The sequence below is a fragment of the Chryseobacterium sp. FG46 genome (genome assembly GCF_057809135.1).
In genome coordinates this window covers 17,544-31,945 of the sequence record NZ_JBMDJJ010000038.1, presented here as the reverse complement: position 1 = coordinate 31,945, position 14,402 = coordinate 17,544, and the positions used below count along the sequence as shown (strand labels likewise).

The following is a 14,402-nucleotide window of genomic DNA, read 5'->3' as shown; positions in this document are numbered from 1 at the left end:
TCATTCATCATTTATAACTCCTCCCCTAGCCCTGATAGAAATGGTTACCCCGCAGTATGGGTTGGAGGGTGGGTGGGTTTGGGCGTGGGAGTTCGCAGGCACGAGGAGTAGGAATGGAGAGCAGGATGAAGCTCCCAAAAAAAAGTTGGAGAGTAAGAGAGTGAAAGGGTTGAAGATAAAAGAGGGTAAGAGTGTTGGTGAGAAATAGAGAATTATGCTCTTAAGGGTGAGAGTATGAAATTATAGTTACCATATATATATGATGATATTCGGGTTTGAGAAACAGTTTATGGTGAGTGATTCACCTTTTCAACTATAACAATAGATGTAATAATGATAAAAAGAGGCTAACATTTTTTTTGATTGCTTACATTTGTAGTGCATTCCGGTTTCTAAGGAATGAAATGAGTTTTATATATGATAGACAGAAGAAAATATAAGGAGACGGTTCATACGGATAAAAACCACTACGAATATATTACAATAAAACATGACGAAAACAAGGTCAGAATCTATACTTTGAAAAATGGATTAAAGGTTTTTCTTGCTCAGAATTTTGATGCACCAAGAATACAGACCTTTATTCCGGTAAGAACAGGAAGTAATAATGATCCTTCTGATAATACAGGATTGGCGCATTATCTCGAACATATGATGTTTAAAGGAACATCTAAAATCGGGACTCAGAACTGGGAAAAGGAAAAAGAACTTCTTGATCAGATCTCGGCTTTATATGAAGAACATAAAGCGGAACAGAATCCTGAAAAGAAAAGGGAAATCTACAAAAAGATCGATGAAGTTTCGCAGGAAGCCAGCCAATATGCTATTGCCAATGAATATGACAAAGCAATTTCTTCTCTGGGAGCAAGTGGTACCAATGCGCATACCTGGTTTGATGAAACGGTTTACAAAAACAATATTCCGAACAATGAACTTGAAAAATGGCTTAAAATAGAAAAGGAAAGATTCTCTGAAATTGTACTTCGCCTTTTCCATACTGAGCTGGAATCGGTATATGAGGAGTTCAACAGAGCGCAGGACAATGACACAAGACTTGTGAGCTACGAACTGATGGATGCTCTTTTCCCTACTCATCCTAATGGGCAGCAAACAACGCTGGGAAAACCGGAACACCTGAAAAATCCATCGATGAAAGCTATTCATAAGTATTTTGATGAATATTATGTTCCCAATAATTATGCTATGGTATTGGTTGGGGATCTAGATTTTGATGAGACGATCCGATTAATCGATCAGTATTTCGGAACTTTACCTTATAAGGAGCTTCCTATAAAAACACCCATTACTGAACAGCCTATTACAGACGTTGTAGTGAGAACGGTAAAAAGCCCTACTACTCCACGTACTCAGCTTGCGTGGAGAACAGACAGCTATGGAACAAGAGAAGCAATGCTGGCTGATGTGGTTGCGAATATCCTCAGCAACAGAGGAGAAGCAGGATTACTGGATCTGCATATTAATCAGACTCAGAAGATGCTTTGGGCTCAGGCTTTTTCTGTAGGATTAAGACAGTATGGATACTTTTCCATCGTTGCTATTCCTAAGGAAACACAGACTCTGGAGGATGCAAAGAATATGGTACTGGATGAAATTGAGCTGATCAAGAAAGGAGATTTTCCGGACTGGATGCTGCCAGCCATCATCAATGATTTCAAACTTCAGAGAATGAAAGGTCTTGAAACCGCCGAAGGTCTTGCCACCAATCTTTACGATTCCTATATAAAAGGAAGAACCTGGGAAGAGGAACTGAATGAAATGGATGAATATGCCGCTTTCACCAAAGATGACGTTGTGAATTTTGCCAATGAATTTTTCAAAGAAAACTATGTGGTTGTCAATAAAGAAAAAGGGGTGAATGACAAATTGATCAGGGTTGAGAATCCCGGAATTACTCCTGTTAAAATCAACCGTGATACTCAATCGGAATTTTTAAAAGAGATTCTGGCGGATAAAACTGAAGATATTAAGCCTGAATTTATTGATTATCAAAAAGAGATCATCACGGATCAGCGTAACGGAAAGAAATTAAGTTTTGTAAAGAATAAGTATAACGATATTGCTCAGGTACATTTTATTTTCCCTTTTGGAAGTGATAATGACAGAGATTTAGGAATTTCTACTCAGCTTTTGCAGTATTTGGGAACTGATACCCTTTCACCGGAGGATTTAAAAAAGGAATTTTTCAAAATCGGAATCAGCAATGATTTTAAAACCACGAACAACCAACTGATCATATCCCTAAGCGGACTGGAAGAAAATATAGAAAAAGGAATTGCTCTTCTTCAGCACTGGATGCATGATGTACAACCTGATCAGAAAATCTATAATCAGTTTGTGGACACAGTACTGGAAAACCGAGAGGCCATCAAGAAAGATAAAAACCGTATTATAACGGCATTGAACAATTATACGAAACTGGGCAGCAACTCACGTTTTACAGATGTCATTTCTAAAGAAGAACTTGAAAACAGCAATTCTGAAATATTCACAGACAGAATGAAAAAGCTTTTCCAATATCCTTATCAGGTATTCTTCTACGGTAAAAACTTTGAAAACTTTAAAGAATACATCGGTCAATATACAAAGCCTGAAAGTCTTCAGATCCCTGAAGCCAAGCAGTATCCGGAACCAGAAACGGGAGGAAAGGTGAATTTCATCAACTACGATATGGTTCAGATGGAAATGAGCAAGATTGGTAAAGGAAACGAGGTGAATCCGCTTCATTTCGGAAAGATCAATGTTTTCAATGAATATTTTGGAAGAGGATTGTCTTCTATTGTTTTCCAGGAGATGCGGGAAAGTAAAAGTTTGGCCTATTCTGCTTATGTTTCTTATGCAGCAAACTCTGAGCTGAACCATCCTGATTATGTGACCACCTATATCGGAACTCAGCCAGACAAGCTGATGATTGCTGTAGATACTCTGAATGAACTGATGAATAAACTTCCTGAAGTACCCATTCAGTTTGAGAATGCCAGAAATGCAGCTCTGAAACAGATTGCTTCAACAAGGGTTACCCGAAATAATATATTCTTCAATACCTTAAGACTTCAGAAACTGAATATCTATCATGATTTCAGAAAAGATATTTATGAACAGATCAAGCAGCTGAAATTTGAGGACATCAACCATTTTTATAAGACAGAAGTTCAATCAATACATTTTAACACGGCCATTATCGGCAAGAAAGAGAATCTTGATATGGAAGCCGTCAACAAAATGGGAGCATTTAAAGAAGTAAGTCTGAAAGATATATTTGGACATTAAAAAACAAACCGCCTGATAATTGTATCGGGCGGTTTATTTTTTATAAACGATGAATGATAACTGATCAATGATAATCGATAACTCTTTTACGTCATCATGCAATCTCCGTCACCATCCTGATAGTTTGGGTTAAAGTGATCGGGAAGTAATTCCAAAAGATTTTTATGAAACAAATACTCTCTCTTGAAATCACGTTCATAGATGTAAGAAAGTACTTTTGACTGCTGTATTTCTCTGTTCAATACGGTTTGATAAGAAGTAAAACCTTTTACTTTATGGGTAACAATGAAATACTTTAAAAAACGGATCACCTCATCTGAATTACCCTCTGTAAAAAGGTAAGGTATTTTAAGATAGCCATCACGGAGCTGCAACAGGAAACAAGAAGTAAGGCTATTATTCTGATCCAAAATTTTAATCCAATAAAACTTAAAGCTGTCAGCAAAACTTGAAAACAGGTATTTTTTATCTTTTTTACCTTCTAAAACCCAGGGATAATTGATAAAAGTGTCAATTCCGTCTGCATCTCGCATACCAGAAAACCTGTTTATAAAATCTGCACTTTCTTTGTCGATCCTATTCAGAACTTCATATTTGAAATTTGGTTTTGGCGCGGCCAGATTCTTTATTGAGATCAGTCCATTGGCTGCAGCATCAAGAATTTGAAAAAGAGGTTTCAACGGTTTCGTTCCCGGTTTCTTTTCAGGAATCATTTTAGCCGCATCGGTTCTGAAGTAGTAGCGTTTACCTTCTTTAGGAAAGACATATTCAAAAACCCCCATAATATTGTAGAGTGCTTCTGCTTCTTTGGTAAATTCTGTAATGGCAATCCTGCCTTCGTATTCTTCAAAAACTCTTTTCAGCAATGCTTTGGCTGGTCTTTTCTTTCTGTATTCCGGTTTTACATACAGGGTACTGAGCCAGGCATAACGGATTTCTTTTCTGTCAATAATAAAGGAATCAGGAAAACATCCCACATAACCTACCAGTTTTTCTTCATAAAAGGCAAGAATAAGAAGTACATCTTCATCTGATGCTTTTGGATTTTGAATATGAGACAGCGCCCGATGTCTGGTAATCGGAAGAAAATCATACTGCCGGAAAGCTCCGGATGATATAAAATCGTCCAGCTGATTTCTATTGAAAGTTTTCAGCGCTATCATTTTCTCACGATGGTATTTTTATTCATCAGGCTTTTCAATCTGAAGTAAGTGATTTCCCTTTTCAGTATCTGTGCTCCGCTCTCTCCCATTTCCATTGGAATCCTCTGGAAATTTCTCTTTACGCTATCCAGTTTTATACCTGCACACCCAAAGCTGCAGTAGATGTCTTCATTTTTATAAAGTTCATCAAAAAATTCTTTCTTTACTTCAAAATCAGTAAAAGGGAAAGCAAAACTTTCGTATAAAAAACCATTTTCTTTTAAATAATTAAAGGTTTTATCTGTTGTTTCCATCTGCTGTTTCAAAGATAAGTCTCCATATTTCGGATGATCCCAGCTGTGCGAAGAAATTCCGAAACCTTTGTTGGTAAGTTTTTTTAATTCTTCTGTTGTCAAATAAGGTTTAAATTCCTTTGAATAAGCCTTAAAATCTACCTCAAATTTTTCAGCAAGCGTGTCCAAAATATCTTTTTGCTGATAATTTACAGATAAAATTTTCTTTCGTAAAATGCTTCTGTCTGCATTTTTCAGCGATAAGATAAAATAAATTTCGGGATCTATGGTTTTCATTTTTTCAGCTGCATCAGCAAGAAGACTCGCCTTACATCTGAACATCATATCTTTATTATCTATGAAAGCAGGATTGATAAAATTGCAGGCATATATTCCCTTTCTTTCCAAAATAGGAACGGCAATATCGTAGAATTCTCTGAAGCCGTCATCAAAAGTTAGAAGGGCAATTTTTTTCGAAGGCTTGAAACTCCCTGATCTATAACCTTTGAACTCCTGCCAGTTTACAAACTGAAAATTCCTGGCCATATGATCGAGATCGTCTTCAAACTGTTGGGTCGTCTTATAGCGGATCACATGTTTTAAATGAGGAAGTTCTTTGTCTGAAACACTATGATAAAGCGGCAGACAATAATCCAGCGGAAATGATTTCCCGATATTCTCAGATTCAAAAGCTGCCAAAACATTGATGATTCTGTCTTTCATCCTATTTTAAATAAAAAAGAATCTATTCAAAATTAAATTCAAATAGATTCTTAAAGGTATAACTTTTAAAATTATTTCATGATTTTCATTTCATCAACAAGCCACCTTGAATCAGCAAACTTATCAATGATGAAAAGGATATATTTTGTATCTACCATGATGTTTCTGCTGAAACGCGGGTCATAATTGATATCACTCATTGTTCCTTCCCACTGTCTGTCGAAGTTTAATCCGACAAGGTTTCCGTTGGCATCAAGAGCGGGGCTTCCTGAGTTTCCTCCGGTAGTATGGTTCGTTGCAGTGAACCCTACAGGAACATCACCAGTTTTATCTTTATAGATTCCGAAATCTTTTTTGTTGTAAAGATCAATCAGTTTCTGTGGAACATCAAATTCATAATCTCCGGGAACGTACTTTTCCATTACCCCTGCAAGATGAGTCTGGTATCCGTAAGAAACCGCATCTCTGGGAGTAGAACCTTTTACTTTACCATACGTTACACGAAGTGTTGAGTTCGCATCCGGGAAGAATTTTCTGTCTTTATCCGTCTGCATCTGCTGTGCCATAAATTTCTTCTGTAAAGCATCAATTTTTGCCTGCATAGAAGTATATTGCGGATCTGCAGTTTTCGTATAGGTTTCTTTCATCGAAACATATAATTGATAAATAGGATCTTTCTTTAAAGTCCTGATCAGTTTATCCTGATTAGAAAATGCTTTATCAATATCGGCAGTCAATGTTCCTCCGTTTACAGCTGTTCTTCCTGTGATGATAGAGTTTTTAGACATATCTTCTACAACAGGAATATTGGCATTTTCATCTTTATATTTGTTGAATCCCGTTGGTAAAAACTGAGGTGCCGTTTTATTAACGTATAAAGCCAATAGTTTTGCTGTTACTTTAGCATCAAGCTCTGCACTGTAGTCTTTATAGAAAGAAGTTAATTTTGTTTTCAGTTTTGAAAGTTCCTTTTCATCCATTCTCCCTGCTTCTACAGAAGCAACGAAGTCATAATAATCACCAGCTAATTTCAAAGTCTCAGCATTTTTGATAACTTCTGTATAGTAAGCATTGTTTAATGCATAAGGAGCCTGATCATTGTACAGTTTATTCAGCTGATCCAAAGTAGTTTTAATCTCCGGGTTTTTAGCCACCAAAGAACCTTCATACATTATTTTCTTTTCTACTGCATTGGATTTTTTCAATCCTTCTACTTCACCGATCCACTTTTTCCAGTAGTTTGCAACGGAAGCATATTTTGAAGCATATTTGATACGCGTTTCATTGTCAACACGCATTTTTTCATCTAATGTTTTTAAAGCTACATCACGTACCGCAATTCTTGCAGGATCAATATCTTTCATGATCTTTTCTACAGCGATTGCAGGAAGATATTCTGTAGTTTTTCCCGGGAATCCGAAAACAAAAGTAAAATCGTTCTCGTTTTTATCTTTGATAGAAACCGGTAAGTAGTGTTTTGGAACGAAAGGTACATTGTCTTTTGAATATTCTGCAGGTTTGTTGTTCTTGTCCGCATAAATTCTGAACATAGAGAAATCCCCGGTGTGTCTCGGCCAAACCCAGTTGTCCGTATCGCTTCCGAATTTCCCGATACTTTGAGGAGGTGCTCCTACAAGACGGATATCTTTATACGTTTCTATGGTATAAGCGTAGTACTTGTTTCCATAATACATTGGCTTTACCATGATCGACTGGTAAGATTCAATTTTCTGAGAGTTTTTATACACCTCAATATTGTTGTTGATCTTTTTAGTAAGTTCAGGTTCTGTAAGGTTATCTGTACCTTCTAATATGGGATCAGTAACTTCTTTTATATCTACAATAAAATCTACTTTTACTCCCGGGTTGGGAAGTTCTCCTGCTGTATTTTTTGCCCAGAATCCGTTTGAAAGCAGGTCATTCTGAACGGTAGAGTGTGCCTGAATCTGCCCAAAACCACAGTGATGGTTGGTTAAAAGCAATCCTTTAGGTGAAATAATTTCTGCAGTACATCCGCCGTTAAACTGTACAACCGCATCTTTAATGCTTGGTTTCTGAGGATTGAAAATATCTTTTGCAGAGATCTTCATTCCTAAATCCTTCATTTCCTTTTCATTCAGCTCTGTAGGAATCCACATTCCTCCATATTGTTGCGCAAATGCCATTGCAGCCGGCAAAAGAAATACAGATAAAAGTATCTTTTTTGTCATAATCAAAATTTTGCCCCAATTTACAAAGAAAAATATGAATAGGCTTTATAAAACAGGTGGAAAAGTTGTTGCAAGGTCTTTTTTAAAAAGGTTGATCGTGAATGGTCAATTTTGCTTCGCAAGTGAAAGGTGAATTTTTTCTCAGAAGGCACTTCCAATTCATCATGTACTCATTTAAAATTGATGCAAAAAATAAAAATTGACAAGCGAAGCGAATTGACTATTCACCATTGCTCAAATCTGCTGTTCAATGTTCTTCTGGCTCAGTTTTTGTTGATTGGAAGTAACTTTATTGTTAAAAACATCCTTAAATTAATTATTATGATGAAAAGCAAAATGTTTGTGTTAGGAATGGCATCTGTTCTGTTCCTCGCTTCATGTTCTAAAAAGGAAGCTACTGAAACAACCAACACTACAGATTCTGCTGCGGCTGTACAACCTGCTGCTACAGACAGCATCACTAAAGCTACTCCTACAGCTGCAGGTGATACCTCTGAAAATGCACTGGACTGGGCGGGAACTTATGAAGCAACAGTTCCCTGCGCTGACTGCCCGGGAATCAAGACTTCTTTGACATTGAATGATGATAAAACATTCAGTATTACTGAGGAATACCTTGAGAGAAATTCAAAAAACCAGGATAAAGGTTCTTTTGTATGGGATGCTACAGGAAGCATGATTACTTTAAAAGGGAAATCTGCCAACTATAAATATAAAGTAGGTGAGAATATGCTGATCCAGCTTGATATGGAAGGAAAAGAGATTGATGGTCCCAACAAAGACCATTATGTATTCAAGAAAAAATAAAAATAAAGGCTCAGGCCTTTATTTTTTTGCTTTTATATCATCTAAAACTGATAGGCTATAATCTTCGGATCCTCTACCAGGCGTCTGATTACTTCTTCGTGATGGGTATTTTTACCTGTCAGTCTCCATATTACAGCCAAACTTCCCTGTGAATACTGCTGTTTAATCATCTGATAGTTTAAATGATATTCTTTAAAAATATTTTCACAATATTTAATATCTTCTGAATGGATAAGTGTTATTCTATATTCTCTCACTTTATGGAAATTATCAATAAAATTCTGAAGATAGGTTAAGGCACTCAAAACGATTAAAACCAACGCCGTTCCCAGGAGCGCAATATAAATATAGCCGGAACCTACCGCCATTCCTATAGAAGCGGTGGCCCAAATAGTGGTTGCTGTGGTAATTCCTTCAATTTTATTATCTCCTTTGAAAATGACTCCTGCTCCCAGAAATCCGATTCCCGTAATGATATTGGCCGCCAGACGATCCGGATTGGCCACACCTATTTTTATAGAAAGTATGGTAAACAGGCAGGCTCCAAAACACACAAGAATAAAGGTTCTGAGACCGGCCGACTTATTACGGTATTCTCTTTCGGCACCAATGAACAGTCCTAAAATAACAGAAATAAGGATAAGCAGCAATTCATTTTTAATAGCGTAATGATCCTGAAGAAAATCCATATTTTACAATTTAAACTGAGAATAAATTTACAATAAATACTATTAAGGAACTATCTTTGCTGCGGAGATTTTATGTTGTTACCTCAAAAAATGTATTTCCGGAAAAAACTTTTGTAATATTACATTTTAGTTGCAGCAATTTCCTTGCATAAAAGGGATATTTATCAGTGCAGGAAAATATCACTTATCAAAAAAATAAAACTTATATACAATTATGGATAAAGAAATTTCACACTTCTGGTTAGGATATTTCAAAAATGAAGAAGATTTCTATAGCTTCGTAGAGGAGGATGAAAATTATTATATAGAGGAAGAAACTGATGATCAGTATGTTTCCAAGTTCGCAGAATCACAGAATATCAAGTGGTTTGACGATGACTTTATAGAATATGGTTTTGAGGATGAAAGCCTTAGTCTTTATGACAAATTTGCAGAATATTCTTATGCTGACCAATGGATTCCAATCCTAGAGAAAAAATTGAATGAACTAAGTCTGGATACGCCCGTGAATGCGATCATCTTTGCGACACGATTTGTTATTCCTACTCCGGTTTCTGTAGAAAATGACGATTTTTCACTGCATTATGTAGGGGAAATAGAATACGATATTTAAATAAGAAGATAAATCAATACAACAAAAAACTTCCGCCAAAAGACGGAAGTTTTTTATATCATTGGAGTATAATACTCTATTTTATTAATGCGCTTCTAACCAGTTGTTTCCTACACCAATCTCTACCAATAGCGGAACCTGTGTTTTTAAGGCACTTTCCATTTCAGTTTTGATCAGTTTTGAGGCGGTTTCAATCTCATCTGTTGGAGATTCGAATATTAATTCGTCATGCACCTGAAGAAGCATTTTTGTTTTAAGCTGTTGCTCTTCCAATTCCCGGTCTATTTTAATCATGGCAAGCTTTACAACATCTGCCGCACTTCCCTGAACAGGAGCGTTCACAGCATTTCTTTCTGCATGACCTCTTACCACAAAGTTATTAGAGTTGATATCTTTCAGATGACGTTTTCTTCCCAATATGGTTTCCACATATCCTAACTGGCGCGCTTTACTCACCTGCTCTGCCATATATTCCTTCAGTTTCGGATACGTTTCGAAATAAGCTTCGATCATTTGTTTAGCTTCAGTACGGGATAATCCCGTTTGCTCTGCCAAAGCAAAAGCTCCCTGCCCATAAATAATTCCAAAATTTACAGTCTTAGCCTGACTTCTCTGGGTTTTAGACACCTCAGCCAAAGGAATTTTAAAGAGTTTGGCTGCTGTAGAAGCGTGGATATCTTCTCCATCCTGGAAGGCTTTAATCATATTATCCTCTCCTGAAATTTCAGCAATTAAACGAAGTTCAATCTGTGAATAATCGGCAGAAATAATCTTTTTCCCTTCTCCGGAAACAAAAGCTCCACGAATCTGCTGGCCTCTCACGGTTCGGATCGGAATATTCTGCAGGTTCGGGTTTACACTTGCCAAACGGCCTGTAGCGGCTGTAGTCTGCGAGAAGTTGGTATGTACTCTGTTATCTTTTTTCTCAATCTGTGAAGGCAGAGCGTCTACATAGGTTGATTTTAATTTCTGATAGGTTCTGTATTCCAGGATATGCTTGATGATTTCATGTTTTGAAGATAACTTCTGAAGAACATCTTCTGAGGTTGCATATTGTCCGGTCTTTGTTTTTTTGGCTTTCGGATCCAGCTGTAATTTTTCAAAAAGAATCTCTCCCAGTTGTTTAGGTGAATTCATATTGAATTCTTCTTCTGAAAGTTCAAAAATCTTTGCTTCCAGCTGCTTCAGGTCATTCTCAAGGTCAATACTTTCCTGAGCCAGCCATTTTTCATCCAGAGAAATTCCTGCCAGCTCCATTTTCGCCAGCACTTCCATCAGAGGCATCTCAATATTGTAGAAAAGCTCTTCCAGATTTTCTTTTTTAAGCTGTGGTGCAAAAAGCTCATACAGTTGGAAAGTTACATCTGCATCCTCCGCTGCGTAATCTGTTTGCGTTCTCAGATCAGCATCTCTGAAATTCCCCTGTTTTTTCCCTTTTTTTCCGATGATGGTTTCAATGGATACGGGTTTATAGTTCAGGTATACTTCTGAAAGGTAATCCATCCCGTGTCTTCCATCCGGATTCAGGAGGTAATGGGCAATCATGGTATCAAACATGGCCCCTTTCACGGTGATATCGTATTGTTTTAAAACTTTATAATCGTATTTAAGATTGTGAGCAATTTTCAGCAGGTCTTCTTTTTCGAAAAATGGTCTGAAAATTTCCAGGGTCTGCAACACTTCTTCTCTGTTTTCAGAAAGTGGAATATAGTAGGCAAGTCCTTTCTTGTAAGAGAAGCTCATTCCTACCAATTCTGCTTCCAGCTCATTTAATGAAGTAGTTTCTGTATCAAAACAAACTACTTTTTGCCGGAGCAGGTTTTCGACCAGTTTTTTCTGTGCTTTCGGATTATTGATAAACTGATAAAGGTGATCATTATTCTCAATGGTAGACTTTGTAGAAGTAGCCTGCTCCAATTCTTCGAAATTGGCAAAAAGGTCAAGCTGCATCGCCTGCCCTTTAACTTCTGCTCCTGTTGGACTCTGCTTCACTTCTACTTCACTCACCACTAATGTTTCTGTGGCAGCAGGAGCAAAAGCTCTGTATAGATTTTCATATAGTCTTCTGAATTCTATTTCATCAAAGACCTCTTTTACTTTTTCAAAATCCGGAGTTTCAAGGTCATATTGTTCCTGATGGAATTCTACAGGAGCATCACAGATGATAGTCGCTAATTTTTTAGACAAAATACCACGCTCCGCAGAAGCTTCTACTTTTTCCTTCAGTTTTCCTTTAAGCTTATCGGTATTGGCAAGCAACGTTTCAATATTTCCGAATTCTTTCAGGAATTTCATTGCAGTTTTCTCTCCTACTCCTTCCAGTCCAGGGATATTATCTACTGCATCACCCATCATGGCCAGGAAATCAATCACCTGTTTAGGGTCTTCAATCTCGTATTTTGCCTTTACTTCTTCAACTCCCAGAATCTCAATATCACCGCCTTTTAAGCCTGGTTTATAAATTTTAATTTTATCGGTAACCAGCTGTGCAAAATCTTTATCCGGCGTCACCATGAAAGTGGTATATCCTTCTTTTTCTGCTTTGCACGCAATAGTCCCAATGACATCATCGGCTTCATATCCTTCCACTCCAAGAATCGGGATATGCATTGCTTCCAGAATTTTATGGATGTATGGAACAGCAATTTTGATTGCTTCAGGAGTCTCGCTTCTGTTGGCTTTGTAATCTGAGTAGTCATCCGTCCTCACACTGGCCTGGCCTACATCAAAAACTACTGCCAGGTGTGTTGGTTTTTCTCTTCTGATCAATTCTATGAGAGAATTGGTAAAACCGAAGATGGCAGAAGTATCCAAACCTTTGCTGGTGAGTCTCGGATTCCTGATCAATGCGTAATATCCTCTGAAAATCATCGCATAAGCATCGATGAGAAACAGCCTTTTATCTTGTGTTGCGTCCATATTTTGAATAATGAACAAATATAAGAAAATAGGAGTAAAAATTGGTAGCCTGTTGAAGGGTTTCGGGTATCGGATTTGAGTTTTGGAGTGCAGGGTACAAGGCCCGAGTTGCAGGGTACGTGATATGACAATCACTTTTCAGCAGCGGTGGTTTTAAGACTGATTGGTCTATTTTTATTTCGACTGTTTTCCATTTTTTGCTTTGTACAGCTACTTTTTATAAAAACAAAACAGCATACCCAAAGGCATACTGTTTCTTTTTTATTTAAGTTTATGGGATTATTTACCTGAAGAAGGCCATAGTCCTGCGTACTGAGAAGTACCGTAGTCAATGGTTTCAGCACTTACTACGAAACTGATCAGCATACTGTTGCTGTCTACTGCGTCGAAGTCTACTTCATGCTGGATGACGTATCCGTTTTCCCATTTCAAAGTGATCAGTGTTCCTTCTTCGTGAGATTTATTGAAAGTAATTTCTCCTACTGTCGGCTTATATTTGCCGTTTAGTAAGCTTTCCAGGATGTCTGACTTTTCAGTAGCTTCTACTGTCACCTTGATTAATGCATTGGAAGGATCTGATGCTACACGTCCTGAAACGTCTGTGGCTCTTGATACGCTGTAATTCATTTTTAACAGCTTTTGTCCTTCTCCGTTGTTGAATTTTAAGATTCCTCTTGAGTTTCTTTCTGCCATGATTGTAAATTTTAATCGTTAGTAATAAATTGTAATTCAATAATTATATAACAAAGATAAAGCCCCTGGTTTTGAAAAAAAAGCAATTGAAAGGAAATCTGAAAAAGTGTCGTAATTATACGATTTGATGTAGTAGTTCTACGATTAGTTGTCGTAATTCTACGACATTAGATTTAAAAAAACAACATAAACACCTTATAATAAATATATTAACAACAGAATTTAAACATACATTATTACACTGTAAAGAGATATATTGTATCAAATATTATTTCAAAAAGCCTAATTATTAAATAAAAAAACAGAACAGGGTCTCTTGTCCGCTGTTCTGTACCAATTTTATTTTTACTAAGATGATGAATAGGCTTATTTACCTGCTGAAGGCCATAGTCCTGCGTACTGAGAAGTACCGTAGTCAATGGTTTCTGCACTGATGACGAAGCTGATCAGCATACTGTTGCTGTCAATAGCATCGAAGTCTACTTCGTGTTGGATGACGTATCCATTTTCCCATTTCAAAGTGATCAGTGTTCCTTCTTCATGAGATTTGTTGAAAGTAATCTCTCCTACTGTCGGCTTATATTTACCGTTTAGTAAGCTTTCAAGGATGTCTGACTTTTCAGTAGCTTCTACTGTAACCTTGATTAATGCATTAGAAGGATCTGATGCTACACGTCCTGAAACGTCTGTAGATCTTGATACGCTGTAGTTCATTTTTAACAGCTTCTGTCCTTCTCCGTTGTTGAATTTTAAGATTCCTCTTGAATTTCTTTCGGCCATGATTAGTAAATTTAATCGTTAGTAATATTTTGTGATGTGGTGATTGTGTTAGCAAATATAGAAGCTCTTTTCTGCTAAAAAAAGCTTTTGAACGGAAATCTGAAAATTTGTAGTAGTTCTACGATTTCTTGTAGTAATTCTACGATAATGGATTTAACAAAGCCATCCAAAACCTTATCAACAAAGGTTTTGAATCAACTAAAAACCAACAACAAAAACAATAACTTTACACTTAAGTGAGAAAT

General features: G+C 36.9%; 11 protein-coding genes. 4 read left to right on the top strand and 7 right to left on the bottom strand.

The annotated features are described in order from the left end of the window. Both ACODR7_RS19655 and ACODR7_RS19650 read left to right on the top strand, forming a co-directional pair. The coding region (locus ACODR7_RS19655; protein ID WP_488841752.1) for a hypothetical protein at positions 1–208 on the top strand (208 nt) is incomplete at its 5' end. 209 nt (positions 209–417) lie between these two features. Next, entirely contained in the window at positions 418–3,288 is a 2,871-nt protein-coding gene (locus ACODR7_RS19650; protein WP_488841751.1) for a M16 family metallopeptidase, read from the top strand. A gap of 86 nt (positions 3,289–3,374) precedes the next feature. Here the strand turns inward: ACODR7_RS19650 and ACODR7_RS19645 are convergent, their stop codons facing one another. From ACODR7_RS19645 to ACODR7_RS19635, 3 genes are all read right to left on the bottom strand, one after another. Further along, positions 3,375–4,451 carry a GNAT family N-acetyltransferase gene (locus tag ACODR7_RS19645; RefSeq protein ID WP_488841749.1) on the bottom strand — a complete coding sequence of 359 codons (1,077 nt, stop codon included), beginning with the start codon at positions 4,449–4,451 and terminating at the stop codon, positions 3,375–3,377. After that, on the bottom strand, positions 4,448–5,446 hold the full coding sequence (locus ACODR7_RS19640) for a polysaccharide deacetylase family protein (protein WP_488841747.1): 999 nt from the start codon (positions 5,444–5,446) through the stop codon (positions 4,448–4,450). The genes ACODR7_RS19645 and ACODR7_RS19640 overlap by 4 nt, the downstream gene beginning before the upstream one ends. A 71-nt stretch (positions 5,447–5,517) precedes the next feature. Beyond that, positions 5,518–7,656 carry a S46 family peptidase gene (locus tag ACODR7_RS19635; RefSeq protein WP_488841746.1) on the bottom strand — a complete coding sequence of 713 codons (2,139 nt, stop codon included), beginning with the start codon at positions 7,654–7,656 and terminating at the stop codon, positions 5,518–5,520. A gap of 183 nt (positions 7,657–7,839) precedes the next feature. On the opposite strand from ACODR7_RS19635, the gene ACODR7_RS19630 reads away from it, so the two are divergent. After that, positions 7,840–8,463: a copper resistance protein NlpE gene (locus tag ACODR7_RS19630; RefSeq protein ID WP_488841744.1), complete on the top strand. Its 624-nt coding sequence runs from the start codon at positions 7,840–7,842 to the stop codon at positions 8,461–8,463. 41 nt (positions 8,464–8,504) lie between these two features. On the opposite strand, the gene ACODR7_RS19625 is transcribed toward ACODR7_RS19630, so the two are convergent. Next, a complete protein-coding gene (locus tag ACODR7_RS19625) occupies positions 8,505–9,152 on the bottom strand; it encodes an MgtC/SapB family protein (protein ID WP_488841742.1) in 648 nt (215 codons plus the stop codon). A gap of 214 nt (positions 9,153–9,366) precedes the next feature. Here ACODR7_RS19625 and ACODR7_RS19620 point away from each other — a divergent pair, with 214 nt between their 5' ends. Further along, the gene (locus tag ACODR7_RS19620; RefSeq protein WP_488841740.1) at positions 9,367–9,765 is read left to right on the top strand and encodes an immunity 22 family protein; all 399 of its coding nucleotides are present in this window, start codon (positions 9,367–9,369) and stop codon (positions 9,763–9,765) included. Between the two features lie 84 nt (positions 9,766–9,849). Here ACODR7_RS19620 and polA read toward each other — a convergent pair whose 3' ends face one another. The 3 genes from polA to tssD (ACODR7_RS19605) form a co-directional block, all read right to left on the bottom strand. Beyond that, complete coding sequence (gene polA / locus ACODR7_RS19615; protein WP_488841738.1) at positions 9,850–12,684, bottom strand: DNA polymerase I; 2,835 nt, start codon at positions 12,682–12,684, stop codon at positions 9,850–9,852. A gap of 279 nt (positions 12,685–12,963) precedes the next feature. After that, entirely contained in the window at positions 12,964–13,377 is a 414-nt protein-coding gene (gene tssD / locus ACODR7_RS19610) for a type VI secretion system tube protein TssD (protein WP_076596274.1), read from the bottom strand. A 366-nt stretch (positions 13,378–13,743) separates the two neighbouring features. After that, a complete protein-coding gene (gene tssD, locus ACODR7_RS19605) occupies positions 13,744–14,157 on the bottom strand; it encodes a type VI secretion system tube protein TssD (RefSeq protein ID WP_062675331.1) in 414 nt (137 codons plus the stop codon). Positions 14,158–14,402 lie beyond the last annotated feature (245 nt).

What these genes read in the sequence shown, in the direction of transcription:
- ACODR7_RS19650 (WP_488841751.1), top strand. Translation starts at nt 418, where the DNA reads ATGATAGACAGAAGAAAATATAAGGAGACGGTTCATACGGATAAAAAC.
- ACODR7_RS19645 (WP_488841749.1), bottom strand. Translation starts at nt 4,451, where the DNA reads ATGATAGCGCTGAAAACTTTCAATAGAAATCAGCTGGACGATTTTATA.
- ACODR7_RS19640 (WP_488841747.1), bottom strand. Translation starts at nt 5,446, where the DNA reads ATGAAAGACAGAATCATCAATGTTTTGGCAGCTTTTGAATCTGAGAAT.
- ACODR7_RS19635 (WP_488841746.1), bottom strand. Translation starts at nt 7,656, where the DNA reads ATGACAAAAAAGATACTTTTATCTGTATTTCTTTTGCCGGCTGCAATG.
- ACODR7_RS19630 (WP_488841744.1), top strand. Translation starts at nt 7,840, where the DNA reads ATGCAAAAAATAAAAATTGACAAGCGAAGCGAATTGACTATTCACCAT.
- ACODR7_RS19625 (WP_488841742.1), bottom strand. Translation starts at nt 9,152, where the DNA reads ATGGATTTTCTTCAGGATCATTACGCTATTAAAAATGAATTGCTGCTT.
- ACODR7_RS19620 (WP_488841740.1), top strand. Translation starts at nt 9,367, where the DNA reads ATGGATAAAGAAATTTCACACTTCTGGTTAGGATATTTCAAAAATGAA.
- polA (WP_488841738.1), bottom strand. Translation starts at nt 12,684, where the DNA reads ATGGACGCAACACAAGATAAAAGGCTGTTTCTCATCGATGCTTATGCG.
- tssD (WP_076596274.1), bottom strand. Translation starts at nt 13,377, where the DNA reads ATGGCAGAAAGAAACTCAAGAGGAATCTTAAAATTCAACAACGGAGAA.
- tssD (WP_062675331.1), bottom strand. Translation starts at nt 14,157, where the DNA reads ATGGCCGAAAGAAATTCAAGAGGAATCTTAAAATTCAACAACGGAGAA.